Genomic DNA, 25,285 nt, shown 5'->3' on the forward strand with positions numbered 1-25,285 from the left:
TATCAAAACTCGTCGCCGCCCATGCCTATTACACCGATCGCCAGCCGTCCCCACGACCACTCACATTGCGTGCACAGCGCGCTCTCTGAGGCCGATACCTTGTGCGCCCAGAAAGGCCTGCGCCTGACTGCCCTGCGCCGCCGGGTGCTGGAACTGGTCTGGCAGAGTCATAAGCCGTTGGGCGCCTACGACATTCTCGCCGTGCTCAGCGAGCAGGATGGCCGCCGCGCCGCGCCACCGACTGTTTATCGGGCATTGGATTTCCTTCTGGAAAACGGTCTGGTGCACCGCATTTCGTCGCTCAACGCCTTCGTCGGTTGCGTCCACCCGGAGCACGCGCATCAGGGCCAGTTCCTGATCTGCCGGGTGTGCCACGCTGCCATTGAGCTTGAACAAAAAGTGATCAGCGACGCGATCATCAACAGCGCCAGGGATGTTGGCTTCATCGTTGAAGCGCAGACCGTCGAAGTCGTCGGCCTGTGCTCCGGTTGCCAGGGGGCTTGATGAGCAACGCGCTGATCCGTCTGGAACAGGTCGCCGTGACATTTGCCGGGCAGACCGTGCTGGACAACATCGAACTGAGCGTCGAGCCGGGGCAGATCGTCACCCTGATCGGCCCCAACGGCGCTGGCAAGACCACGCTGGTGCGCGCCGTGCTCGGCTTGCTCAAACCGGACAGCGGCAGCGTCTGGCGCAAGCCGAAACTGCGCGTTGGCTATATGCCGCAGAAACTGCATGTCGATCCAACCCTGCCGCTCTCGGTGTTGCGCTTTCTGCGCCTGGTGCCAGGTGTTGATCGTCCGCGTGCATTGGCTGCGTTGAAGGAAGTCGGCGCCGAGCATGTGATCGACAGCCCGGTGCAAAGCGTTTCCGGCGGTGAAATGCAGCGCGTATTGCTCGCTCGGGCATTGCTGCGTGAACCAGAACTGCTGGTGCTCGACGAACCGGTGCAAGGCGTCGACGTCGCCGGGCAGGCCGAGCTGTACAGCCTGATCACCCGCCTGCGCGACCGCCATGGCTGCGGTGTATTGATGGTTTCCCACGATCTGCATCTGGTCATGAGCACCACCGATCAGGTGGTTTGCCTCAATCGTCACGTCTGCTGCTCCGGCCATCCCGAGCAGGTCAGCGGCGATCCGGCATTCGTCGAGCTGTTCGGCAAGAACGCGCCGAGCCTGGCGATCTATCACCACCACCACGATCACGCTCACGACCTGCACGGTTCGGTGGTCAAAGGCCCGGTTGCCGGGCAACCCCATGTTCACGGAGACCACTGCAAGCATGGCTGATTTTCTGTTGTATGCCCTGCTTGCAGGTCTGGCATTGGCGCTGGTGGCAGGGCCGTTGGGTTCGTTCGTGGTGTGGCGGCGCATGGCTTATTTCGGCGACACCCTGTCCCACGCCGCGTTGCTCGGCGTGGCCCTGGGCTTTTTGCTGGATGTCAGCCCGACGGTGGCGGTGACGGTCGGTTGCCTGCTGCTGGCGGTGTTGCTGGTGACCTTGCAGCAGCGCCAGCCGCTGGCCTCCGACACGTTGTTGGGAATTCTTGCACCGAGCACCCTCTCGCTCGGTCTGGTGGTACTAAGCTTCATGCATGAAGTGCGGATCGACCTGATGGCCTATCTGTTCGGCGACCTGCTGGCGATCAGCCCGACCGATCTGGCGTGGATTCTCGGCGGCACGGCGGCGGTGCTGGTGTTGCTGGTGACGCTGTGGCGGCCCTTGCTGGCGGTTACCGTGCACGAAGAACTGGCGCGGGTCGAAGGGCTGCCGGTGGCCGGCCTGCGCATGGCACTCATGCTGTTGATCGCGGTAGTGATCGCAGTGGCGATGAAAATCGTCGGGGTGTTGCTGATTACTTCGCTGCTGATCATCCCGGCGGCTGCGGCACAGCGTCACGCCCGCTCGCCCGAGCAGATGGCGCTGGGCGCGAGCCTGCTGGGCATGCTCGCGGTGTGTGGCGGGCTGGCGCTGTCGTGGTTCAAGGACACCCCGGCGGGGCCGTCAATCGTTGTGACGGCCGCCGCACTGTTTCTGCTGAGTTTTGTTCTGCCCCGTCGAGGGGTGTAGACTTGCTCGCTTTTTGCGCAATTAGAGAGTCGCAGGAATGAAGCCGTTCGCCTCCCGTTATCTGCTCCTTGTCGCATTTTCCGTGCTGCTGGGCGCCTGCCAAAGTACGCCGCCGGTGGCTGAAGTCCCCGACGCGCGGGCTACGGCCATCGCACAGCTGGAGCAAAGCCTGGCCAGCAGCGAACTGGCCACCGCCGAAGACCAGTTGGCCGCTTTGCAGGCCGCAACCCCCAACGATCAGTCCCTTGAGCAATACCAGCGGCAACTGGCCGAGGCGTACCTGCGCCGCAGTCAGATCGTGCTGCAGAAGGGCGATGTCAACGCCGCAGCCACCGCGTTAAGCCGCGCCCGTGTGCTGATGCCCAAGGCGCCAGCGCTGACCGGTGGCGTCAACGGCGCCATCACCGAAGCGCGCAAGGCCGAGCTGGAAAAGGCCGAGGCTGCATTACTCGCCGCCGAAGCCCGGCCGAAAGCCAGGGTGATCGACCCGACCGCCGAAAGCACCACGGTTGCGCTGAACATCCATGATATTCACAAACTGCAGCGGCAACTCGATGCGATCGCCGCCGATGTCGTGAATTACGAGTGTGCCGTCAGCATTCAAGCGCCGCGCACGGCGGATTATCCGTGGCTGGCGACGTTGCTGAGCAAACGGGTTAAAAAGCTGAGTCCGGACTTTGATTTGCAGATCGAGAAGCAGATTGTGCGCACGGTGCCGGCGCAGATGGTTTTAAGCCCGCGCAAGCCATAAAAAGCATCGCGGGCAAGCCCGCTCCCACAAGGACAATATGACTCTGTGGGAGCGGGCTTGCCCGCGATGGCGTTGTTACTGTCAGCGAAGATTTTCAGGCGGGAATGGCTTTCGACTTAGGCTCCCGCGCCCAAACCCGGTGCTCGCCAATCGCCGCAAAGAACGGCTTGGTCAGCGCAGCCACATCCACGCCCTGCAACAACCCGGCATCCGCCTCCAGTTTGAGCAAATCCTGCAACTGCTTGGCGTCGCCGTGCAGCGCAATCGCCTTCAGGTGTTTGTAGGCCTCAAGCAGGTAATGCAACGCCACGCCGTCAGCGCTCAGTGCCTTGATCGACGCCGCGCCACCCGGCACGAACACCGCGTCGAAGGCGATCGACGGCATGCCTTCCATCGACGCATCCACCGGCAATGCCTTGCCATCCGCAGTTTTCACCGGCGCTGATGTCGGGCCGAGTACTTTGGCGTGGGCGCCTTCGGCTTTCAGCGCGTTCTTCATCGCATCGATGGCCGCGCTGTCTACGCCGTTTGCAGCGAGAATCGCCACTTTGCGCGTTTTGATATCACCCGGCAGCAGGTTGGCCTGGCTCAGCGCTGGCGAGCGTTCCAGTGAGGTCTTGCGAACCTCGACGGTGCCCTGGGTTGGCACTGGCAAACCGAGGTTTTCCGCGACGCGCTTCGCTAGCGTCAGGTCGATATTGGCGAGAATTTCGTTCACTTCCCGTGCGCGGATGAACTCGCGCTCGACCTTGCCCAGCTCGAAGCTGTAGGCGGCGATGATGTGCTCCTTCTCGTGGTCGCTCATGCTGTTGAAGAACAGCCGCGCCTGGGAGAAGTGGTCGCCGAACGACTCGCTGCGCTGGCGGATCTTGGCGGCGTCGATGCGCTCCGGATAGCTCTCGAAACCACCGTCCTGCGCGGCCGGCGGGGTTTCTTTCGGCCAGCCGCCATCGATCGAGTTTGGCTCGTAGGAGGCGCGCCCCTTGTCGATGGTGGTGCGATGCTGGGCGTCACGCTGGCCGTTGTGGAACGGCGCCACCGGGCGGTTGATCGGCAACTCGTGAAAGTTCGGCCCGCCGAGTCGGCTGATCTGCGTGTCGGTGTAGGAAAACAGCCGGCCCTGCAGCAGCGGGTCGTTGGAGAAGTCGATGCCCGGCACGATATGGCCCGGGCAGAACGCGACCTGTTCGACTTCGGCAAAGAAGTTGTCCGGGTTGCGGTTGAGGGTCATTTTGCCCAGCGGCGTGATCGGCACGATTTCTTCGGGGATGATCTTGGTCGGATCGAGAATGTCGAAATCGAAGGCGTGTTCGTTTTCCTCCTCGACGATCTGCACGCCAAGTTCCCATTCCGGGTAGTCGCCCATTTCGATCGACTCCCACAGGTCCCGACGGTGGTAGTCGGTGTCTTTACCAGCCAGCTTCTGCGCCTCGTCCCACACCAGCGAGCAGGTGCCGGCAGTCGGGCGCCAGTGGAATTTGACGAAGCGCGATTTGCCCTCGGCGTTGATCAGGCGGAAGGTGTGCACGCCGAAGCCCTGCATGCTGCGCAGGCTTTTCGGGATGGCCCGGTCGGACATCGCCCAGATCACCATGTGCGCGGATTCCGGCACCAGCGAGACGAAGTCCCAGAAGGTGTCGTGAGCCGAGCCGCCGGTAGGAATTTCATTGTGCGGTTCGGGTTTCACCGCGTGGACGAAGTCGGGAAACTTGATCGCGTCCTGAATGAAGAACACCGGCATGTTGTTGCCGACCAGGTCGAAGTTGCCTTCGTCGGTGAAAAACTTCACCGCAAACCCTCGTACGTCACGCACGGTATCGCCGGAACCGCGCGGGCCCTGTACCGTGGAAAAGCGCACGAAAACCGGGGTTTTCTTGCCCGGGTCCTGAAGGAAACCGGCCTTGGTCAGTGCCGCGTGGTTCTCGTAGCTCTGAAAGAAACCATGGGCACCAGTGCCGCGGGCGTGAACAATGCGCTCGGGAATGCGCTCATGGTCAAAGTGCGTGATTTTCTCACGCATGATGAAGTCTTCCAGCAGCGACGGCCCGCGTGGCCCGGCTTTTAGAGTGTTCTGGTTATCGGCGATCTTCACCCCCTGATTGGTGCGCAGGGCCTGACCGGTTGCGTCGGAACGGAATTCTTCCAGGCTCTCGAGCTTGGCGTTGGTGTTGGCGCGATCCGGGGTATCGGTCCCGGCCAGTTCACTTTTAGCGGGTGCAGGCTTTTTGATGCTCATCAGACGTAAACTCCTCGTTTGGCCCCGGATGCCTTCCGCAGACCCTTGAGTGATTCCCGGGCACGGCACCCAGGGTTTCAAGTCGCTTACTTAGTGACTGGCGAGCGTTTCAGCCGTTCCGTTTATCTGACCTTTGATCGCGTTATTGCCAAATCGAAGGTTAATTGCGAAATAAATGCTAAGAACCTCTATACGGACAGGCTAAAATGCGCGCCCGGCTAACCGCTGATCCTTTTCCAACGCGCCCCACAAGGTTCGCTACGTGATCGAGTTTCAAAACGTGCACAAGACTTACCGCGTCGCCGGTAAGGACATCCCCGCGCTGCACCCGACCAGTCTCACCATCGAGAACGGTCAGGTGTTCGGCCTGATTGGCCATTCCGGTGCGGGAAAAAGTACCCTGCTGCGTCTGATCAATCGCCTGGAAGATTCCAGCGGCGGCAAGATCATTGTCGACGGCGAAGAAGTCACCGCACTGGACGCCAACGGCCTGCGCCGTTTCCGCCAGCAAGTCGGGATGATCTTTCAGCACTTCAACCTGCTGGCGTCGAAGACGGTCGCGGATAACGTCGCGTTGCCGCTGACCCTGGCCGGCGAACTGTCGGGCAGCGACATCGACAAACGCGTCGCCGAATTGCTCGCGCGGGTTGGTCTGTCCGATCACGCGAAGAAATACCCGGCACAATTGTCCGGCGGCCAGAAACAGCGCGTCGGCATTGCCCGTGCGCTGGCGACCAAACCGAAGATTCTGCTGTGCGACGAGGCCACCAGCGCCCTCGACCCGCAGACCACCGCCTCGGTGCTGCAACTGCTGGCGGAGATCAACCGCGAACTGAAACTGACCATCGTCCTGATCACCCACGAAATGGACGTGATTCGCCGTGTCTGCGACCAGGTGGCGGTGATGGACGCCGGTGTGATCGTCGAGCAGGGTTCGGTGGCCGATGTGTTCCTGCATCCGCAGCACCCGACCACCAAGCGTTTCGTCCAGGAGAGCGAGCAGATCGACGAAAGCGAGCAGCGCGACGATTTTGCTCACGTGCCGGGCCGCATCGTGCGTCTGACCTTCCAGGGCGAAGCGACCTACGCGCCGTTGCTCGGTACCGTCGCCCGGGAAACCGGCGTCGACTACAGCATCCTTGCCGGTCGCATCGATCGCATCAAAGACATTCCGTACGGGCAATTGACCCTCGCCGTCACCGGTGGCGACATGGAAGCGGCCTTTGCCCGCTTCACCGCTGCTGACGTTCACATGGAGGTATTGCGCTAATGGAAATGTTTGACGCTGCAATCAAGCAATACGACGCCGCGATAGAAGCCATCAAGCTGTTCTTTCAGAACATCGACTGGCTCGAAATCGGCCTCGCCACCAACGACACTTTGCTGATGCTCGGCGGCTCGCTGTTGTTTACGGTTCTGCTCGGTCTGCCACTGGGCGTGCTGCTGTTTCTCTGCAGCCCGCGTCAGTTGCTGGAGAACCGAGTCCTCTACGCGATCCTGTCGGTTATGGTGAACATCCTGCGTTCGCTGCCGTTCATTATTCTGCTGATCGTGATGATCCCGTTCACCGTGCTGATCACTGGCACGTCGTTGGGCGTGGCCGGTGCGATTCCGCCACTGGTGGTCGGTGCCACGCCGTTCTTCGCGCGGCTGGTGGAAACCGCGCTGCGTGAGGTTGATCGCGGCATCATCGAAGCGACCCAGTCGATGGGCGCGACCACGCGGCAAATCATCGTCAATGCCCTGCTGCCGGAAGCACGCCCGGGCATCTTCGCGGCGATTACGGTGACGGCGATTACACTGGTGTCCTACACGGCGATGGCCGGTGTGGTCGGCGCCGGTGGGCTGGGTGACCTGGCGATCCGTTTCGGTTACCAGCGTTTCCAGACCGACGTGATGATCGTCACTGTGGTGCTGTTGCTGATTCTGGTGCAGGTGTTGCAGATGGTCGGCGATCGACTGGTCGTGCATTTCTCGCGCAAATAAGCGGTTTTTAATCAAGAGAGGCGCGGGCCATTCGCTGGCGAGCGCCATCACAAGGAGTTCGCTGAATGAAAAAACTGATCGCTGCTTTTGCTGCCGTTGCAGCATTCTCGGCGCAAGCCGAAACCCTGACCGTTGCCGCCACCCCGGTGCCGCACGCGGAAATCCTCGAGTTCGTCAAACCGGCGCTGGCCAAGGAAGGCGTGGATCTGAAGGTCAAGGTATTCACCGACTACATTCAGCCAAACGTGCAGGTGGCGGAGAAGCGTCTGGACGCGAACTTCTTCCAGCACCAGCCGTACCTCGATGAGTTCAACAAGGCCAAGGGCACCAGCCTCGTTTCCGTTACCGGCGTACACCTGGAGCCGCTGGGCGCCTATTCAAACAAGCTCAAGGATCTGAAGGATCTTCAGGGCGGCGCCAATGTGGTCATCCCGAACGACGCCACCAACGGCGGCCGTGCGTTGTTGCTGCTGGCCAAGGCCGGCGTGATCACTTTGAAGGATCCGACCAACATTCTGTCGACCATCAAAGACATCGCCGAAAACCCCAAAGACCTGAAATTCCGTGAACTGGAAGCCGCGACCATCCCGCGTGTGCTGACCCAGGTCGATCTGGCGCTGATCAACACCAATTACGCGCTGGAAGCCAAGCTTGATCCGTCCAAGGATGCGCTGGTGATCGAAGGTAACGACTCACCGTACGTGAACATCCTCGTGTCCCGCGCGGACAACAAGGACAGCGACGCGATGAAGAAACTGGCGGCTGCGCTGCACAGTCCGGAGGTGAAGCAGTTCATCACCGAGAAGTACAAGGGTGCGGTGTTGCCGGCGTTCTGATTCCGGTAGTTACAAATGAAAAAGGGGCGCATTTGATGCGCCCCTTTTTTTGCCTGGAATATGGCCCCTGTAGGAGTGAGCCTGCTCGCGATCGCGGTGTGCCTGTCACATCAATATTGGACATGCCGACGCCATCGCGAGCAGGCTCACTCCTACAATGAATCTGCGGTGCGCTTACTTGTGATTCAGCATTTGCGGAAGTTGCGCAACCAGCTTGGCATTGTTCAACGGCGCCCGGATAAATCCGCGCTGCTTGCCGTCCGGGCCGATCACCGCCAGGTTGCCGCTGTGATCCACCGTGTAATTGGGCTTGCTGGTGTCGGCCGGGATAAACGGAATGCTCACCGCATTGGCAACCTTCTGCAGCTCTTCGATCGACGCCGGCGTCACGCCAATGAACTGCGGATCGAAATACCCCAGGTACTGCTTCAGCTGCTTGGGGGTATCGCGGTTCGGGTCGACGCTCACCAACACGATCTGCAGCTTGTCCACCGCATCCTTGGGCAATTCGCTCTTGATCTGGCGCAGTTGCGCAAGCGTGGTCGGGCAGATGTCCGGGCAGAAGGTGTAGCCGAAGAACAACAGACTCCATTTGCCTTTCAACTCATCGATTGCAACCGGTTTGCCGTCCTGATCGGTCATGGTCACGTCCGGCAGGGTGCGGCTCTGCGGCAGCAGGATGATCCCGGCGTCGATCAGCGCGGTCGGGTCGCCCTGGCCTTTGCCGCTCAGCACTTTGTTGACGGTCAGGCCCAGGATCAGCGCGATGACGGCGACGAGGATGAAAACGGTTTTCTGGGTTCGGGTCATAGGTTCAACAGTAAGTAGTGGTCTACGAGCAGGGCGATGAACAACAGGAACAAGTACCAAATAGAGTACTTGAAGGTGTTGATCGCCGCGTGCGGCCGAGTGCCACGGTACAGCACCACGGCCCATTGCAGAAACCTGGCGCCGAGGGCGAGGGCGCAGATCAGGTAAAGCATGCCGCTCATGTGAATCACGTACGGCAACAGACTCACCGCCAGCAGCGCAAAGGTGTACAGCAGAATGTGCACTTTGGTGTAGTGCTCCCCGTGCGTCACCGGCAGCATTGGAATGTCGGCCTTGGCGTATTCCTCTTTGCGGTGGATGGCCAGCGCCCAGAAATGCGGCGGCGTCCAGGCGAAGATGATCAACACCAGCAGCAGCGGTTCGGCGCTGACGTGACCGGTGGCGGCGGTCCAGCCGAGCAATGGCGGTGCGGCGCCGGCGAGGCCGCCGATGACGATATTTTGCGGCGTCGCGCGTTTGAGGAAACCGGTGTAAACCACCGCGTAACCAAGCAACGAGGCGAGGGTCAGCCACGCCGTCAGCGGGTTGGTGAAGGTCAGCAACAAGGCCTGACCGAGCAGCGCCAGCACCAGCGCAAACGTCAGCGCTGCCGCCGGTGAAACCCGGCCCTCGACCAATGGCCGTTTGTGCGTACGCGCCATCACCGCATCGATGCGCCGATCGACCACATGATTGACCGCCGCCGCGCCGCCCGCGCACAGCGCAATACCGAGATTGCCAAACACCAGCACCGTCCACGGCACGCCGGCGCGGGTGGCGAGGAACATGCCGACCAGCGAGGTGATCAGCATCAGCACCACGACTTTCGGTTTGGTCAGCTCCAGATAATCGCGCCACAGCGCTTGCGTCGCGCGCGCGCCGGTCAGACTCGCCATGGCGTTTCTCCTTTAAGTGCAATGGGCGCGACGGCGTGTTTACGCGGGCTGAGGTGCCAGCGTGCGAGCGCCGGTCGGGTGACCCGGACGAGGCGGGTGCGCGCGTGATAATTGACCAGCACCATGCTCAGCAACAGCGCCGCGCCCCCGATGTTGTGCGCGACCGCGACCGCCAGCGGCAGATGGAACAGCACGTTGCTGATACCAAGGCTGATTTGCGCGGCGAGGACCACCAGCACCAGCCCGGCCAGGCGCGTCATGCCCACTGCTTTCAACTGCCAGGCCAGGCCGAGCAGCACAGCGGTCACGAGCAGCGCGCCGATGCGATGGGTCAGGTGAATCGCGGTGCGCGCATCACTGTCGAGTTGCCCGCCCAGATAATTCGGGCCGATGTGTTGAGTCAGGTGAAACCCATTGGCGAAATCCGCCGGCGGCAGCCATTGCCCATGGCAGGTCGGGAAGTCGATGCACGCCACCGCGGCGTAGTTGGAGCTGACCCAGCCGCCGAGAGCAATCTGGCCGATGACCAGCAACAACCCGGCCGTGGCCCAATATTGCAAACGCCTGGGCACGGTCAGCGCCGGCAGTACGCCGGACAAGCGCAGCGTCAGCAGAAACAGCAGGCTCAAGGTCGCGAAGCCGCCGAGCAAATGCCCGGTGACCACCTGCGGCCAGAGCTTGAGCGTCACCGTCCACATGCCGAACGCCGCTTGTGCAAACACCACTGCCAGCAGAAACAGCGGCAGCTTCAACGGCAGCCCCGGGTGGCGGCGATTGACCCAGGCGCGCCCGGCCAATACAGCAATCAGCAACCCGAGGGTGCCGGCGAAATAACGGTGGATCATCTCGTTCCAGCCCTTGTGCGCTTCCACCGGCGAGTCCGGGTAATGCAGTTCGGCATGGGCCAGTTGCGCCTCGCTTTTCGGCACGCTGATAAACCCGTAGCAACCCGGCCAGTCGGGGCAGCCGAGGCCGGCGTGGGTCAGGCGCGTGTAGGCGCCGAGCAGCACCACAATCAGTGCCAGCAGGGTGGCAAACAGCGCGAGGCGAAATCCAGGTTTGGCCATGACGATGCCCTTATCCGATGTTGGACAGTTTCAGCAGATGCCGCAGGTCGTTGAGCAGATCCTTGCCTTTCACGTTCGGTTCGTAGCGCAGCACCAGATTGCCGTGCGGGTCGATGATCCACAGTTGTGGCGTGGCTTTATCGCCGGTGGCCTTGCTGAAGGCGGCAGCGTCCAGCGGATAGCGCTGCAGTTGCGGATATTCGCGTGTGAGCTTGGCCTCGTAGTCAGCGCTCAGTGGTTGCGTCGCGGCAAGGGCATGGCTGGCGCGCCCGGCTTCGCGGCCGAGACCGATCTGGATCTGCCGCGCCAGATACACCAGTTGCTGGCAATCCACCGCACACGCTGTCGGCGCCGTCACCAGCAATTGCCAGCGCTCCTCGTCCGCCTGCACGCCGAGGTCGGTGCGGGTCTGGCCGTTGCCGATCAGTTCGCCGTGATATCTGCGGCCCTCGGGCACCCAGAACTGCAATTTGTACATGCCGGTGGCGAGGATCATCGGCCCCACCACGCCGAGGACAATCAACAGCAGCTGGATGCGTCCGCGACGGCGGCTGACGGCAGGTTTGGCTTCAGACATGCTGGGTGGATTCATGGCCGTTCCCATGGTGCTTCTCCTTTGCGTTGTGCAAGCCCAAATAAACGTAGAGACCGAGCAGGGCGGTCGCCATGGCGAACCACTGCACGGCGTAGCCGAGATGTTTTTCCGGGCCCATCGCGACCACGGGCCAGTCGGTCCGGTAGCTGGCCGGGCCGGGTTCGGCGCGCACTTCATAGGCGAAGCCGTCGCGCTCAAGCGTTTGCCAGAGCTTGCCCGGCTCGACGGCGGTAACGGTTTGCGGCCAGGTGCGGCTGACCGGATCGGCATGCAATTGGAACGTCGCGCCGGGGGCGACGTAGACCCAGGCATCGAGCATCAGCGCATCAGTAGGCGTGGAGAACTGCGGCGCCACACGGCGATCCGGCCACGGCAGCCAGCCGCGATTGACCAGCAGCCACAACCCGCTGCGCTGATCCTGAAACGGTTGCAGCAACTCGACGCCAACCTTGCCGCCACGCTGGCGGTTATCGAGCAACAAGCTGTGCGCGGCATCGAATTGGCCGTGCAGACGCACGCGGCGATAAGCCGGATCGGCGCTGGTTGCGAGTTCGCTGCTGGCCATCGGTTCGGCCGCACGGCGCTCGGCATAGCTGGCCAGCAGCGCGGTTTTCTCCGCGCCGCGGCCCAGTTGCCAAAAGCCCAGCGCGATCATCAGCGGCAGCAACAACGCGACCACTACGGTCGGTATCACCCCCGGCCGGAAGCGCTTCATGGCCGCGCCACAAAGTCAGTCGTCGCGCTCGCTATACTCAACTGCATCGCCTGTCCCCCGGAGTTCTTCCCATGCTCAAAGCAGCGATCGTCCTGATGCTGATTGCCACGGTGATCAGCCTGTTCAGCGGCCTGTTTTTCCTGGTCAAGGACGACAGCAGCTCCAATCGCCTGGTCATCGCCTTGAGTGTTCGGGTGGCCTTGGCCGCCGTCACCGTCGGCCTGATCGCCTGGGGTTTCTACAGCGGCCAACTGGTGTCCCACGTACCGTGGTAGCTGCAAGCGGTCAGCTACAAGCTACAAGTAAAAGCTTTACCGCTTGAGCTTGAAGCTTGCAGCTAGCGGCTTGCAGCTGCTGTCCCACGTACCGTGGTAGTTGCAAGCTACAAGCGGCAAGCTACAAGTTGGGAGCCATCGCGCTTTGACTTGAAGCTTGCAGCTAGCAACTTGCAGCTGTTTTCAGAGCACATAAACGAAGAAGAACAAGCCGATCCACACCACGTCGACGAAGTGCCAATACCAGCTCGCCGCTTCGAAGCCGAACTGATGCTCGTTGTCGAAATGGCCCTTCATGATCCGCATCAACATCACGAACAGGATGATCGTGCCGATGGTCACGTGGGCGCCGTGAAAGCCGGTGAGCATGAAAAAGGTCGCGCCGTAGATGCCCGAACCAAGGGTCAGGCCCAGTTCCTTGTAGGCGTGGATGTATTCCTCGGCCTGGAAGCCAAGGAACGCGATGCCCAGCAGCACAGTGATCGCCAGCCACAGTTTCAGCGCGCCGCGATGGCCCTTCTTCAAGGCGTGGTGGGCGATGGTGATGGTCACGCTGGAGCTGACCAGCAGAATGGTGTTGATCAGCGGCAGGCCCCACGGGCTGATGACATCCTTGGGGGGCGGGAAGAGTTTCGGGTCCGGGTTGTTCAGCAGTGGCCAGACGTATTCGAAATTCGGCCAGAGCATCTCCGACAAACCCTTGCTGCCTTCGCCGGCCAGACCGGGCGCGGAAACCACGCGGATATAAAAAAGCGCGCCGAAAAAGGCGACAAAGAACATCACCTCGGAAAAGATGAACCAGCTCATGCCCCAGCGAAACGAGCGGTCCAGCTGCGGGCTGTAAAGGCCCGCGCGGCTTTCCTTGATCACCGCGCCGAACCAGCCGAAAAGCATGTACGCCAGCAACAGCCCGCCGACGAAAAAGATCAGCGGGCCGTGGGAATCCGGGCGCGCTGCCTTCAGATCGTTGAACCAGGTAGCCAGGCCGTACACGGTGACGAACATCCCGAGCGTGGCGATGATCGGCCATTTGCTCTGGGCGGGGACGTAATAGTGCTCATGAGTTGCCATTTATTGTTCTCCTTATCGGCCACGCTCAGCCGCCGGTATTAACAGCCACCGGTGGATGTCGGGCGGTGATATCGAACAGCGTGTAGGACAGCGTCAGGTGCTTCACTTCCTTGGGCATGTCGCGGTCAACGATGAAACGCACCGGCATCTCGATTTGTTCACCGGGCTGCAGCACCTGCTGGGTAAAGCAAAAGCATTCGGTCTTGTGAAAAAACGCCGCCGCGTTGCTCGGCGCGATGCTCGGCACCGCTTGCGCACTCATCGGCTTGTCGGTGGGGTTGCGCGCAATGAACACCATCTCGTTGACCGCACCGGGGTTGGCGGTCAGTTCGTCATGCTTGGGATAGAAATCCCATGGCATGTCGGCGGTGTTGGTCGAGAGAAACTGCACGCGCACCTGGCGCGAAGTGTCGACCACTTGCTCGCCCTCGTACTGCCCGCCGGTCTTGCCGTTGATGCCGAAGGCCTTGCACATCACGTCGTAGATCGGCACCAGGGCAAAACCGAAGACGAACATCGCCACCACCACCAATAACAGGCGGGTGACCAGTTTTTTCAGCGAGATCGAGTCAGCCATGGTGTTTGACCTCTGCCGAGAACCCTGTGGGAGCTGGCTTGCCAGCGATGGCGCCCCCGCGGTGTGTCAGGCAGGCAGCCATCGCTGGCAAGCCAGCTCCCACATAGATTTTCACAAGGCTGAAGGTGTTCATTTCACTTCCGGCGGCGTGGTAAAGGTGTGATACGGCGCCGGCGACGGCACGCTCCACTCCAGGCCTTCGGCGCCATCCCACGGTTTGGCCGGGGCCGGTGCGCCGCCACGAATGGTTTTGATGACGATGAACAGGAAGAAGATCTGCGTGGCGCCGAACATGAACGCGCCGATCGACGAGACCATGCTGAAGTCGGCAAATTGCAGGTTGTAGTCCGGAATCCGTCGCGGCATGCCTGCCAGCCCGACGAAGTGCATCGGGAAGAAAGTCAGGTTCATGCCGACGAACGAGAGCCAGAAATGCAGCTTGCCGAGAGTTTCGTCGTACATGTGCCCGGTCCATTTCGGCAGCCAGTAATAGGCCGAGGCGAAGATGCCGAAGATCGCCCCCGGCACCAGTACGTAGTGGAAGTGCGCAACGACGAAGTAGGTGTCCTGGTACTGGAAGTCCGCCGGAGCGATCGCCAGCATCAGCCCGGAGAAACCGCCGATGGAGAACAGAATCACGAACGCCACCGCGAACAGCATCGGCGTCTCGAAGGTCATCGAGCCCTGCCACATGGTGCTGGCCCAGTTGAACACCTTCACCCCCGTCGGTACGGCGATCAGCATGGTCGCGTACATGAAGAACAATTCGCCCACCAGCGGAATGCCGACCACAAACATGTGGTGCGCCCAGACGATGAACGACAGGAAGGCGATGCTCGCTGTGGCGTAAACCATCGAGGTGTAACCGAACAGCGGTTTGCGCGCGAAGGTCGGGATGATCTGGCTGACCGCGCCGAAGGCCGGCAGGATCATGATGTACACCTCGGGGTGGCCGAAGAACCAGAACACATGCTGGAACAGCACCGGGTCACCACCGCCGGCAGCGCTGAAGAAACTGGTACCGAAGTGGATGTCCATCAGCATCATCGTCACGCACCCGGCCAGCACCGGCATCACCGCGATCAGCAGGAATGCGGTGATCAGCCAGGTCCAGACGAACAGCGGCATTTTCATCAGGGTCATGCCGGGGGCGCGCAAGTTGAGAATGGTCGCGACCACGTTGATCGCGCCCATGATCGAGCTGATGCCCATCAGGTGAATGGCAAAAATGAAGAACGTCACGCTTTCCGGCGCATAGGTCGTCGACAGCGGCGCATAAAAGGTCCAGCCGAAATTCGGCCCGCCGCCCGGTGTGAACAGCGTCGAAACCAGCAGCAAAAACGCCGCCGGCAGCAGCCAGAAGCTGAAGTTGTTCATCCGTGGCAGGGCCATGTCCGGCGCGCCGACCATCAGCGGAATCATCCAGTTGGCGAGGCCGACGAACGCCGGCATCACCGCACCGAACACCATGACCAGACCGTGCATGGTGGTCATCTGGTTGAAGAATTCCGGCTGAACGATCTGCAAACCGGGCTGGAACAGCTCGGCGCGAATCACCATGGCGAACGAGCCGCCGAGCAGGAACATGCAGAACGCGAACCACAGGTACAGCGTGCCGATGTCCTTGTGGTTGGTGGTCAGCACCCAGCGCATCAGGCCTTTGGCGGGGCCGTGGGCGTGGTCGGCGTGACCGTGGTCATCGATGACAGCGCTCATGGCCGGTCTCCTTCAGGTGAGTGAACTGGGTTTGCCGGGGCACGCGGCCCCGAGCGATTGATGAAGTACGCAATAGACCGGCTCATTGGCTTTCCGCCTGTTTCAGCTCCAGCACTTCCTTGGGCGTGACCATGTCGCCCTTGTTGTTGCCCCAGGCGTTACGTTCATAGGTCACGACCGCAGCGATATCGACTTCCGACAGTTGCTTGCCGAACGCCGCCATGGCGGTACCGGGTTTGCCGTGGAAGACAATGCCCAGGTGATCCTTGATCGGTCCGGTGGCGATTTTCGAGCCCTTGAGCGCCGGGAACATCGGCGGCAGGCCCTGGCCTTCGGCCTGGTGACAAGCCACGCAAGTGGTGTGGTAGACCTTGTCGCCGCGCTCCTTGAGTTCGTCGAGGGTCCATTCCTTGCTGGTCAGTTCTTTGAGCTGCGCCGCTTCGGCCTTGCGCTCGGCGAGCCATTTTTCGTAGTCGGCCTGCTCCTTGACCTCGACCACGATCGGCATGAAGCCATGGTCCTTGCCGCACAACTCGGCGCACTGGCCACGGTACAGGCCGGGCTTGTCGATACGGGTCCAGGCTTCGTTGACGAAACCGGGGATCGCATCGCGCTTGACCGCGAACGCCGGCACCCACCATGAGTGAATAACGTCGGCGGAGGTGACGAGGAAGCGCACCTTGGCGCCGATCGGCAGCACCAATGGCTTGTCGACCTCGAGCAAGTAGTGCTCGCCTTTGGCTTCCTTGTTGTGGATCTGCTCGGCGGGGGTGGCCAGGTTGCTGAAGAACTCGACGTCCTGACCCAGATATTTGTAGTGCCACTTCCACTGATAACCGGTGACCTGGATATCGATATCCGGCTCACTGGTGTCGTACATCTTGATCAGTGTTGCGGTGGCGGGGACGGCCATGGCCACCAGAATCAGCAGCGGCACAATGGTCCACATGATTTCGACGCCGGTGCTTTCGTGGAATTTTGCGGCGACCTGTCCGGTGGAGCGGCGGTGCACCATCATCGACCAGAACATGGCGCCGAAGACGATGATCCCGATCACCACACAGATCCAGAAAATGGTCATGTGCAGGTCGAATACTGCGTGACTGATTTCAGTCGCTCCAGGCGCCATATTCACCGTCCAGGCCGCATTGGCCTGGCTGAATATCGACCACAACAGGAGGCCCATCCAGACATGTGGATGTCGCATCATTGCGGGTTCCCCTTATCGTTCTTGTTATCCCGCCGGCATACGCCTGCGGCAAGGGAGCGGCTGCATCAGACTACGAACTTGAATCGCCGGGCCTTGCTGCGGGTGCAGTCGGGCGTCATCAGCTAACTCCATTCATTGGCGAGTATAGACAGCGTCGGGAAATTGCAACCCGAGCACGTAAATCATCTGAAACAGCCTGCGCTTGCGTTCAAGGGCACGAATGGAGAAGGATGCAGACGAGTGGTGGCGAATGGATATAACGCAGCTGCATCAAGGATGAAATAATTATGACAAATGCGTCTTAGCGTTTTTCGTAAGCCAGCTAAGTTATGTCTTCCCTATTTCATTGCCTTGTTTCCTGGAGTTTTCATGAACACCGCCGCATTGCGCGAGCAGATCCAAAAAGCCCAACAACACGAAAAGGATACCGGCCTGCTGACCCGTCAGCTGGAAAGCAAGCTGCCTCACCTGCACCCGGCGATCCAGTTGCCGGAAGCCGACGCCAACGGCGTGCTGACGCGTTTTGTCGCCGCCTACATCGATGAAGTACCCGATCTGCTGGATGCAGCCAATGAAGTCGCCAGGGAAGCGGGAATCGAATCGCAGATCAAACCGGTGCTGAAAATCGCCGAGCAGTATTTCCTCCAGCCGCCGGCCATCATGGCCGGGCATGTCGGCCTGGACAGCCTGCTCGACGAAGCCTATCTGGCGCACCGATTTGTCGAAGAGGTCAACGACCTGTACATCAAGCATTTCGGCCAGCCATTGATCCCCCTGGACATGACGGTGGCCAATCTGATTGCTCACCAATTGATCGGTGAGGCATTTGCCAACCAACTGGACGAAGCGGTGCACCACGCCATCGACGAGATGCTCAACGACGAGAGTTTTGCCCTGGAGTCGGTAGAAGCCTACCGCGACAAACTCAGCAGCCCGGACACTGGCGCTGCGTGGAAACGCTGGCCGTGCATGAGCCGCCGTTTGGGTGTGGGATTGGAACTGGATCAGCCCGCTGCGTAATTCAGAGTTAGACCCAAATACCTGTGGGAGCTGGCTTGCCAGCGATGGCGGTGGATCAGTCAACATTGTCGGTGACTGATAGACCGCTATCGCTGGCAAGCCAGCTCCCACAGGGTTTGTTTCTGGACTGGGAGATTTAACCGGCTGCACCAATCCCGGTATTGGTCCGAACCCTGCCTTCAAGCCTGCGCTTCAATCCTCGCGACTCGATCAACAGCTTCGACCCTTTTGCCGCATTCGCCCGGCCCCATTCCTCGAGCAGTTCCAGACACGAGTGGTCGATATAACTCAGGTTATTCAGCGGCACATGCACGGTCGTGCCGTGGGGAATGGTGTTCAGCACCTGGGTCAGCGCCGGCACTTTGAGGAACGTCGCCGCGCCGATCAGGCGCAACTCCATCTCGCCGTCCTGTGGCAGATCGATCAGGCTGATTTTCAGGCGCGAGGCCTTGAATGCCAGCTTCAACAACGTCAGGCCGAAACCGATCAGCACGCCGGTCAACAAGTCGGTAAAGATGATCGCCAGCGCCGTCGCGGCGTAGGTGAACATCGGCATCCTTCCGTAGCGACCCAAGCGGCGAAATGCCTTGAGGTCGACCAGTTTGAACCCGGTGTACACCAGCACGCCGGCCAGACTGGCTACCGGAATGCTCTGCAGCACACTCGAGAGCAACAGCACGAACGCCAGCAGCCACAGGCCATGGAAAATCGTCGAGTAGCGCGTGGTCGCACCGGCCTGAACGTTGGCCGAACTGCGCACGATCACACCGGTCATCGGTAACGCACCGACCAGCCCGCAGAGCATGTTGCCGACACCTTGCGCCGACAGTTCACGGTCGAAATCCGAGCGCACGCCGCTGTGCATTCGGTCCACCGCGGCGGCGGACAACAGGGTTTCGGCGCTGGCGATGAACGCCACGGCGAACGCGGCAACCAGCAGCGTCGGGTCGGCCAGACTCATCAGATCGGCGGGCTTGAGCCAATCGATGGCTTCGGCCAGATTCGCCGGCACTTCCACACGCTTGACCTGCAAGGCCAGCAACAGACTCGCGGCCGTCGCCAGGCCTACACCCAGTAGCGCACCGGGAACGAAACGCAGCGAATGCGGGCGGAATTTTTCCCACAGCCACATCACCGCAATCGTCGCCAGCCCGAGCAACCCGGCCTGCCAGCCAAACGACGGCAAGGCCTGCGCCACCGCCGCCGGGAACGCCGTGAGGTTATCCAGCCCTGACGGTTGCGGCTTGGCATCGAGCATCACGTGCACCTGCGACAGCACAATCAGCACGCCAATTCCCGCCAGCATGCCGTAGACCACCGCTGGCGCCGTGACCCGGAACCAGCAACCGAGCTTCAGGCGCCCGGCGACCAGTTGCAGAAAACCGGCCAGCAACAGAATCGGCCCGAGCATCTCGATGCCGTGCTGGCGCACCAGTTCGAAGACCAACACCGCCAGCCCCGCCGCCGGCCCGCTGACCTGCAACGGCGACCCCGCCAACCAACCGACTACCAAGCCACCGATGATTCCGGTGATCAAACCTTTGGCCGGCGGTAACCCTGAGGCAATCGCAATACCCATGCACAGCGGCAGGGCGACCAGAAACACAACCACGGAAGCGAGCAGCTCCCGGGGCAACACCGCTTTCAATTGAGCCGCACGCATGGCGATTCTCCCGAAGTTTTCTTCAGGCATGGCGAGGCCGGGCCGCTGAATCAGCGGCCGGCGTCAAACCACACAGATGTTTAGGAAGAGTTAGAAGCGCGCTTTGGGCGTCGCGACCGGTATCGGATGGCTGCCATCAAGCGGCAGGAAACGACCCTGATCTGCGTCGTAAGCTTTGATTTCGCTGGTTTCGATGTTGTAGACCCAGCCATGGATGAACAAATGACCGTTCGCCATGCGCGAGGCTACCGAAGGATGGGTACGCAAGTGCTGCAGCTGGGCGATGACGTTTTCCTCGGTGAGGATCGGCATGCTTTCTTTTTCGTCGGTGCAGTTGCAGTTGTCATGCACCATGGTTTTCGCCACTTCGGCGTGGCGCAGCCAGGCTTTGACCGTCGGCATTTTTTCCAGGCTGTCCGGGTTGAGTACCGCACGCATGGCACCGCAATCGGAATGGCCGCAGATGATGATGTGCTGCACGCCAAGCGCCAGCACCGCATATTCGATCGCGGTGGAAACGCCGCCGTTCATCTGCCCGTAGGGTGGCACGACGTTGCCGACGTTACGGGTCACGAACAGATCGCCGGGCGAACTCTGGGTGATCAGCTCGGGAACGATGCGCGAGTCAGCGCAGGTGATGAACATCGCCTTGGGCGCCTGGGCCGTAGCGAGTTTCTTGAACAGTTCTTCCTGCTGGGGAAAAACGTCATGATGAAAGCGTAAAAAGCCATCAACGATCTGTCGCAGTGCTGCATCGGCGGATTCCGCTTCAGGGCTTTGCGCCGAGGCAGCCAACGACTGTTTATCCTTGTCACTCATGATTCATCCTCTTTGGCGGATTCAGGGGGTCTTCCCCCGGTATTCCGGTATGAAGCCAGTGGCTGTTTAAACCATCCGGGTCATCCCGACCCGTCAGTCACTCGATGAACAAGGTAGCTGCCGAAACTTAACTCAAACTGAATCAAACGCTCTAGAACGTGTGTTCCAGGTCACAAAAACGTGACCGGGAATTTCGGCAGAAGGATTCCAACCCACAACCCTGAGTCAATTGTCGCTAAATCAGCGACATCTGGCGACCCGGCGGACAGAAGGCTGTGCAATCGAGGTCGTAACCTTCGCGATGATTCAAACCAAGGCGTTTGATGGCCTTGGCAAAACGCTGCGCGAGCAGCTCGGCAAAAATGCCTTCGCCACGCATGCGCGCACCGAAACGGCTGTCGTAGAGCTCGCCGCCGCGGCTCTGGCGGATCAGGCTCAGGACATGGGCGGCGCGTTGCGGATAATGTGCGGCCAGCCATTCCTCGAACAGTGGCGCCACTTCCAGCGGCAGGCGCAGCATCATGTACGCTGCGCTTTGCGCGCCGGCAGCGTGGGCTTCGCTGAGCAGGCTTTCGATTTCGCTGTCATTGATCATCGGAATCATCGGCGAACAGAGCACGCCGACCGGAATCCCGGCCTCGCGCATCACCCGGATCGCGCGCAAACGTGCCTTCGGCGCGGCGGCACGGGGTTCAAGAATGCGTTTGAGTTCGTCATCCAGGGTGGTCAGGCTGATCATCACTTTCACCAGCCGTTGTTGCGCCAGTTCGGTGAGCAGATCCAGATCACGCAGGATCAGCGAACCTTTGGTGACGATGGTCACTGGATGCCGATAGCGCAGCAGCACTTCGAGGGTCTGCCGGGTAATTTTGTATTCGCGTTCGATCGGCTGATACGGATCGGTGTTGGAGCCCAGATTGATCGGCGCGCATTCATAGCCTTTCTTGCTCAATTGCTCTTCCAGCACTTGCGCGGCGTTGGTCTTGGCAATCAACCGGGTTTCGAAATCCAGCCCCGGCGACATGTCCCAATAGGCATGGCTGGGCCGCGCGTAGCAATAAATGCAGCCGTGCTCGCAGCCGCGATAGGGATTGATCGAACGGTCGAAGGGCAGGTCTGGTGAAGCGTTGCGGGTGATGATGGTTTTTGCGGTTTCGATCAGCACCTCGGTGTTCTGCGTTTCAGGCACTTCCTGATACCAGCCGTCATCCTCGGCCACCGAACGGTTAGGCGCGAAGCGGTTGTGCGGGTTGGTTGCGGTGCCGCGACCGCGAGGCGGTGGAGTGATCATGATGCTGCTCTCGGTCTGTATGGACATACAGTATCCGAGTGAGGGGTGTCTGATCCAGTACCGTTCAGCGATGAGTCCACTGCCCTTTCTTGATCCGCAAACAAGAGACAACCGGCGATACACATACTGGGTTGTTGTGCAAAGTTACCGCAGATAATCTTCAGCACTTAAGTGGACCCAAGATGGGTTACAAAAACAAAAAGGATTTAGTTCATGTCGTTTCTTAATCAACGTGGCGTTTTCATGCAAATGATGTTGCCCAATGCCTCCGAGCCCAACACCATTGTTTCCCTGCAACTGGCACGCAAGGAATTGGGCTGGGATGCCGAGCAGGAGCAGCCCACCGAGGCCTTGGTCGATTCGAGTTACGTGGTCGCAGTGTCCGCTGATCGTGGCAAGACCTTCACTATTCGCAGCAACAAAAATGATGTAGACGGCGACGGTGATATCGATAGCGATGACAAGGAAAAGTTGATTGCGCTGGCCAAGGCGTATGTGAGTATCGTCAATCCGTAAGTTGGATTTACGCTCACCGCTTTAAATAAAAACCCTGCATGAAAAGCTCATGCAGGGTTTTGTTTTATTGATGCTCGGTCACTTGACCAAGATCATTCGGCGACATGGTTTCCATGTCATTGCTGCGCAGGTTGGCGACGTCTTTGGCGCTCACCGGTGTGCCCTTGTTGCCCCAACTGCCACGAATGAAACTCACCACATCCGCGACTTCCTGATCCGACAGGCGCCAGGCGAAGCCGGGCATGGTGAAGGTCGATGGCGCAGTGTGCGTGGCCGGCAGCGTGCCGCCCTTGAGGACGATGTGGATCAACGAAGTCGGATCGTCCGTCTGCAACACCGGATTGCCCGCCAGCGCCGGGAACACGCGGGTGTAGCCGTGCCCGTCGGTGCGGTGGCACGCCGCGCAGTTGTCGATGTACACCGAAGCGCCACGCTGACTGTCGTCACCGTTCCACAGCGCTTTGGCGGCTTTTTCATCGTACTGATGTGGCTGATCCGAAGGGTCGCTGGCCGGCAGCGACTTCAGATAACGGGCGATGGCGGTCAGGTCGGCGTCGGTCATGTACTGCATGCTGTGCGTGACCACGTCGCTCATGCCGCCGAACACCGCGCTGCGATCACTGCGGCCGGTCTTGAGGAATTGCACCAGTTGCTCCTCGCTCCAGCTGCCGAGGCCGTCCTTGTTGTCGCCGCGCAGGCTCTTGGCAATCCAGCCTTCCAGCGGTGCACTGCCGGCGAGGAAGGTTTTGCCATCCGATGCGCTGAGGGATTTTTCCTGCATGGTCAGGGCGCGCGGCGTGTGGCAGGCGCCGCAGTGGCCGAGGCCTTCGACCAGATAAGCGCCGCGGTTGATTACCGCATCCTCACCCGTAGCCGTGAAGTCCTCGACCTTGGGCGCAAACAGCCAGCGCCAGCCCATCAGCGGCCAGCGCATGCTCAGCGGCCACGGGATGTCGCTGGCCTTGTTCTCCTGCGCGACCGGAGCCACGCCATGCATGAAATACGCGTACAGCGCTTGCATGTCGGCTTGGTTGACCCGGGCGTAGGATGGATACGGCATTGCCGGGTACAAGGTGCTGCCGTTTTTGGCCACGCCATGGCGCACGGCCTGGTCAAAGTCCTCGAAGCTGTAATCACCGATACCGGATTTGTCCGGGGTGATGTTGGTCGAGTAGATCGTGCCGATCGGGGTTTCCATCGGCAGGCCGCCGGCGAACGGCTTGCCGTTTTTCGCGGTGTGGCAAGCCACGCAATCACCGGCGCGGGCGAGGTATTCGCCTTGCTTGATCAGATTCTGATCTACTTCCGCTGCCTGAAGGGAGGCACTGCCGAGCAGCGCCAGGGTGGCGATAACGAGATTTTTCATGGTCATCGCTCCTTATGCCTGAACCAGCGGGCCGGGGTTTTTCAGGTACTGCTCACGGATCGCTTTTGCCGACCAGTAGGTCAGTGCTGCGACCAGCCCGGTCGGGTTGTAGCCCAGGCCTTGCGGGAACGCCGAGGCGCCGGGCACGAAGACGTTATGCACGTCCCAGCTCTGCAGGTAGCGGTTCAACGCGCTGGTCTTCGGATCGGTGCCCATGATCGCGCCACCGTTGAGGTGGGTGGTCTGATAAGACGCCGTGTTGAAGTGGTCGCCGACCTGTTTGCCGATCACAGCAATCGCTTTTGGCCCCATCGCTTGGGCGACCTTGCCCATTTTCTCGACCATGAAGCGGTTCATCTTGATGTCGTTTTCCTGCCAGTCGAAGGTCATCCGCAGCAGCGGCAGGCCGTAGGCATCGCGATAGACCGGGTCGAGATCGAGGTAGTTGCCGCGGTACGACTGATGCGCACCATGGGCGTCCATCGACACCTGATGGGTGTAGTAATCGGCGGTCGCACGTTTCCACGCGCTGCCCCACGCCGGAGTGCCGGGCGGGTTCGAGGTGCCGGCAATCGGGCGGCTGCCGGCCTGGTTGACCCACATCGGCGAGCCGCCGACGAAGCCGTGCGGGCCGTGGTCGAAGTTGTCGGCGTTGAAGTCATCCAGCGCCACGCCGTTGCCGCCGGCGCCGATGAAGTTGTTGGTGTGAGTATCCTTATCGAAGAACGCCTTGATGGTCGCCATGTTCTGGTAGGCGAAGTTGCGCCCGACCACGCCTTCGCCGCTGATCGGATCGTACGGTTTGCCAATGCCCGAGAGCAGCATCAGACGCACGTTGTGCAACTGGAACGCGCCGAGAATCACCAGATCCGCTGGCTGTTCGATCTCGCGGCCCTGGCCGTCGACGTAGGTCACGCCGGTGGCTTTGCTCTTGCTGCTGTCGAGGTTGACCCGCAGCACATGGGAGTTGGGCCGCAGTTCGAAATTCGGCAGCGGCTTGAGCGCCGGCAGAATGTTCACGTTCGGCGACGCCTTGGAATACATGTAGCAGACATAACCGCTGCAGAAACCGCAGAAATTGCACGGGCCCATCTGCGCGCCGTAGGGATTGGTGTACGGCCCCGACGTATTGGCTGAGGGCAGGTTGTAGGGTTTGTAACCGACCTCCGTCGCGGCTTTGCCGAACAGCTGAGCCGAAACCGTATTCTTCTGCGCTTCGAGCGGGAACGGGTTGGAGCGGTCCGGGGCGTAAGGGTTGCCGCCCTTGCCCTGACCGACCAGATGGCCTTTGACGGTCCAGGCCTGGCCGGAGGTGCCGAAGACCTTTTCGGCGAAATCGAAGAACGGCTCCAGCTCTTCATAGCTGACGCCGAAGTCCTGAATGGTCATGTCCTTGGGGATGAAGCTTTTGCCGTAGCGCTCTTCGTAATGGCTGCGCATGCGCAACTCGATCGGATCGACACGGAAGTGCACGCCCGACCAATGCAAACCGGCACCGCCGACGCCATTGCCCGGCAGGAACGCGCCCAACTGGCGGTTCGGCAGGGCGATGTCGTTGACGCTATGCCGAATGGTCACGGTCTCTTTGGAGATGTCCTGAAAGAGTTTCTTGCGCACGCTGTAGGTGAGTTCGTCGATCACCTGTGGATAGTTGCCGTCGGGGTAGGTGTCCTGCATCGGCCCGCGCTCCAGCGCCAGCACGTTGAGACCCGCTTCTGTCAGTTCCTTGGCCATGATCGCGCCGGTCCAGCCGAAACCGACGATCACCGCGTCGACCTTTTTCATTACCGTTGCCATGC

24 protein-coding genes and 1 pseudogene are annotated in these 25,285 nt (G+C 60.7%); 10 read left to right on the plus strand and 15 right to left on the minus strand.

The features are described 5' to 3' along the window. The first annotated feature begins 21 nt into the window (after window positions 1-21). Genes ACYYKW_RS04465 through ACYYKW_RS04480 form a run of 4 tightly spaced genes read left to right on the plus strand, consistent with a single transcriptional unit; the run spans window position 22 to window position 2,821 of the window. Window positions 22-504, plus strand: coding sequence for a Fur family transcriptional regulator (locus tag ACYYKW_RS04465; protein WP_090287953.1), 483 nt, complete (start codon window positions 22-24; stop codon window positions 502-504). Beyond that, entirely contained in the window at window positions 504-1,289 is a 786-nt protein-coding gene (znuC, locus tag ACYYKW_RS04470; protein WP_093096270.1) for a zinc ABC transporter ATP-binding protein ZnuC, read from the plus strand. The genes ACYYKW_RS04465 and znuC overlap by 1 nt, the downstream gene beginning before the upstream one ends. Then, a complete protein-coding gene (gene znuB / locus ACYYKW_RS04475) occupies window positions 1,282-2,070 on the plus strand; it encodes a zinc ABC transporter permease subunit ZnuB (protein WP_090287957.1) in 789 nt (262 codons plus the stop codon). The genes znuC and znuB overlap by 8 nt, the downstream gene beginning before the upstream one ends. Window positions 2,071-2,107: 37 nt before the next feature. Next, a complete protein-coding gene (locus tag ACYYKW_RS04480) occupies window positions 2,108-2,821 on the plus strand; it encodes a PA5502 family lipoprotein (RefSeq protein ID WP_464989511.1) in 714 nt (237 codons plus the stop codon). Between the two features lie 94 nt (window positions 2,822-2,915). Here ACYYKW_RS04480 and katE read toward each other — a convergent pair whose 3' ends face one another. Continuing rightward, window positions 2,916-5,057, minus strand: a complete 2,142-nt coding sequence (gene katE / locus ACYYKW_RS04485) for a catalase HPII (RefSeq protein WP_464989512.1) — start codon at window positions 5,055-5,057, stop codon at window positions 2,916-2,918. A gap of 262 nt (window positions 5,058-5,319) precedes the next feature. Between katE and ACYYKW_RS04490 the strand changes: the two genes are divergently transcribed. From ACYYKW_RS04490 to ACYYKW_RS04500, 3 genes are all read left to right on the plus strand, one after another. Then, on the plus strand, window positions 5,320-6,327 hold the full coding sequence (locus ACYYKW_RS04490; protein WP_090287964.1) for a methionine ABC transporter ATP-binding protein: 1,008 nt from the start codon (window positions 5,320-5,322) through the stop codon (window positions 6,325-6,327). 5 nt (window positions 6,328-6,332) lie between these two features. Then, window positions 6,333-7,043, plus strand: a complete 711-nt coding sequence (locus ACYYKW_RS04495; RefSeq protein ID WP_172833304.1) for a methionine ABC transporter permease — start codon at window positions 6,333-6,335, stop codon at window positions 7,041-7,043. A 65-nt stretch (window positions 7,044-7,108) separates the two neighbouring features. Further along, complete coding sequence (locus ACYYKW_RS04500; RefSeq protein ID WP_093096255.1) at window positions 7,109-7,879, plus strand: MetQ/NlpA family ABC transporter substrate-binding protein; 771 nt, start codon at window positions 7,109-7,111, stop codon at window positions 7,877-7,879. 174 nt (window positions 7,880-8,053) lie between these two features. Here ACYYKW_RS04500 and ACYYKW_RS04505 read toward each other — a convergent pair whose 3' ends face one another. The 5 genes and pseudogenes from ACYYKW_RS04505 to ACYYKW_RS04525 form a co-directional block, all read right to left on the minus strand. Next, window positions 8,054-8,689, minus strand: coding sequence for an SCO family protein (locus tag ACYYKW_RS04505; protein ID WP_464989527.1), 636 nt, complete (start codon window positions 8,687-8,689; stop codon window positions 8,054-8,056). After that, on the minus strand, window positions 8,686-9,585 hold the full coding sequence (gene cyoE / locus ACYYKW_RS04510) for a heme o synthase (protein ID WP_093096246.1): 900 nt from the start codon (window positions 9,583-9,585) through the stop codon (window positions 8,686-8,688). Before cyoE ends, ACYYKW_RS04505 begins: the two co-directional genes overlap by 4 nt. Window positions 9,586-9,661: 76 nt before the next feature. Next, a pseudogene (locus tag ACYYKW_RS04515) lies at window positions 9,662-10,652 on the minus strand (COX15/CtaA family protein); the annotation flags it as partial. A 10-nt stretch (window positions 10,653-10,662) separates the two neighbouring features. Continuing rightward, the gene (locus ACYYKW_RS04520; RefSeq protein WP_464989513.1) at window positions 10,663-11,256 is read right to left on the minus strand and encodes a hypothetical protein; all 594 of its coding nucleotides are present in this window, start codon (window positions 11,254-11,256) and stop codon (window positions 10,663-10,665) included. Beyond that, window positions 11,222-11,962 (minus strand): SURF1 family protein, encoded by a 741-nt coding sequence (locus tag ACYYKW_RS04525; protein WP_464989514.1) that lies wholly within the window; start codon window positions 11,960-11,962, stop codon window positions 11,222-11,224. The genes ACYYKW_RS04520 and ACYYKW_RS04525 overlap by 35 nt, the downstream gene beginning before the upstream one ends. Window positions 11,963-12,033: 71 nt before the next feature. Between ACYYKW_RS04525 and ACYYKW_RS04530 the strand changes: the two genes are divergently transcribed. Continuing rightward, window positions 12,034-12,237: a twin transmembrane helix small protein gene (locus tag ACYYKW_RS04530; RefSeq protein ID WP_090287978.1), complete on the plus strand. Its 204-nt coding sequence runs from the start codon at window positions 12,034-12,036 to the stop codon at window positions 12,235-12,237. Between the two features lie 183 nt (window positions 12,238-12,420). Here the strand turns inward: ACYYKW_RS04530 and ACYYKW_RS04535 are convergent, their stop codons facing one another. From ACYYKW_RS04535 to coxB, 4 genes are all read right to left on the minus strand, one after another. After that, window positions 12,421-13,308: a cytochrome c oxidase subunit 3 gene (locus ACYYKW_RS04535; protein ID WP_090287980.1), complete on the minus strand. Its 888-nt coding sequence runs from the start codon at window positions 13,306-13,308 to the stop codon at window positions 12,421-12,423. Window positions 13,309-13,333: 25 nt separating this feature from the next. After that, window positions 13,334-13,885, minus strand: coding sequence for a cytochrome c oxidase assembly protein (locus ACYYKW_RS04540; protein ID WP_039757111.1), 552 nt, complete (start codon window positions 13,883-13,885; stop codon window positions 13,334-13,336). 129 nt (window positions 13,886-14,014) lie between these two features. Next, window positions 14,015-15,601 carry a cytochrome c oxidase subunit I gene (ctaD, locus tag ACYYKW_RS04545; RefSeq protein ID WP_464989515.1) on the minus strand — a complete coding sequence of 529 codons (1,587 nt, stop codon included), beginning with the start codon at window positions 15,599-15,601 and terminating at the stop codon, window positions 14,015-14,017. Between the two features lie 82 nt (window positions 15,602-15,683). After that, window positions 15,684-16,811 (minus strand): cytochrome c oxidase subunit II, encoded by a 1,128-nt coding sequence (gene coxB, locus ACYYKW_RS04550; protein ID WP_090287983.1) that lies wholly within the window; start codon window positions 16,809-16,811, stop codon window positions 15,684-15,686. 369 nt (window positions 16,812-17,180) lie between these two features. On the opposite strand from coxB, the gene ACYYKW_RS04555 reads away from it, so the two are divergent. Continuing rightward, entirely contained in the window at window positions 17,181-17,831 is a 651-nt protein-coding gene (locus ACYYKW_RS04555) for a hypothetical protein (RefSeq protein WP_093096227.1), read from the plus strand. 136 nt (window positions 17,832-17,967) lie between these two features. Here the strand turns inward: ACYYKW_RS04555 and ACYYKW_RS04560 are convergent, their stop codons facing one another. The 3 genes from ACYYKW_RS04560 to ACYYKW_RS04570 form a co-directional block, all read right to left on the minus strand. Continuing rightward, a complete protein-coding gene (locus ACYYKW_RS04560) occupies window positions 17,968-19,494 on the minus strand; it encodes a SulP family inorganic anion transporter (protein ID WP_464989516.1) in 1,527 nt (508 codons plus the stop codon). 90 nt (window positions 19,495-19,584) lie between these two features. Next, on the minus strand, window positions 19,585-20,313 hold the full coding sequence (locus ACYYKW_RS04565) for a carbonic anhydrase (RefSeq protein WP_093096212.1): 729 nt from the start codon (window positions 20,311-20,313) through the stop codon (window positions 19,585-19,587). Window positions 20,314-20,548: 235 nt separating this feature from the next. Continuing rightward, complete coding sequence (locus ACYYKW_RS04570; protein ID WP_464989517.1) at window positions 20,549-21,604, minus strand: PA0069 family radical SAM protein; 1,056 nt, start codon at window positions 21,602-21,604, stop codon at window positions 20,549-20,551. A 213-nt stretch (window positions 21,605-21,817) separates the two neighbouring features. Here ACYYKW_RS04570 and ACYYKW_RS04575 point away from each other — a divergent pair, with 213 nt between their 5' ends. Next, window positions 21,818-22,120: a hypothetical protein gene (locus ACYYKW_RS04575; RefSeq protein ID WP_090287993.1), complete on the plus strand. Its 303-nt coding sequence runs from the start codon at window positions 21,818-21,820 to the stop codon at window positions 22,118-22,120. 64 nt (window positions 22,121-22,184) lie between these two features. Here ACYYKW_RS04575 and ACYYKW_RS04580 read toward each other — a convergent pair whose 3' ends face one another. Further along, window positions 22,185-23,486 (minus strand): c-type cytochrome, encoded by a 1,302-nt coding sequence (locus ACYYKW_RS04580; protein ID WP_464989518.1) that lies wholly within the window; start codon window positions 23,484-23,486, stop codon window positions 22,185-22,187. 12 nt (window positions 23,487-23,498) lie between these two features. Continuing rightward, a complete protein-coding gene (locus ACYYKW_RS04585) occupies window positions 23,499-25,283 on the minus strand; it encodes a GMC family oxidoreductase (protein WP_464989519.1) in 1,785 nt (594 codons plus the stop codon). Window positions 25,284-25,285: the final 2 nt, after the last annotated feature.

The sequence above is a fragment of the Pseudomonas sp. 15C genome, from assembly GCF_055484735.1.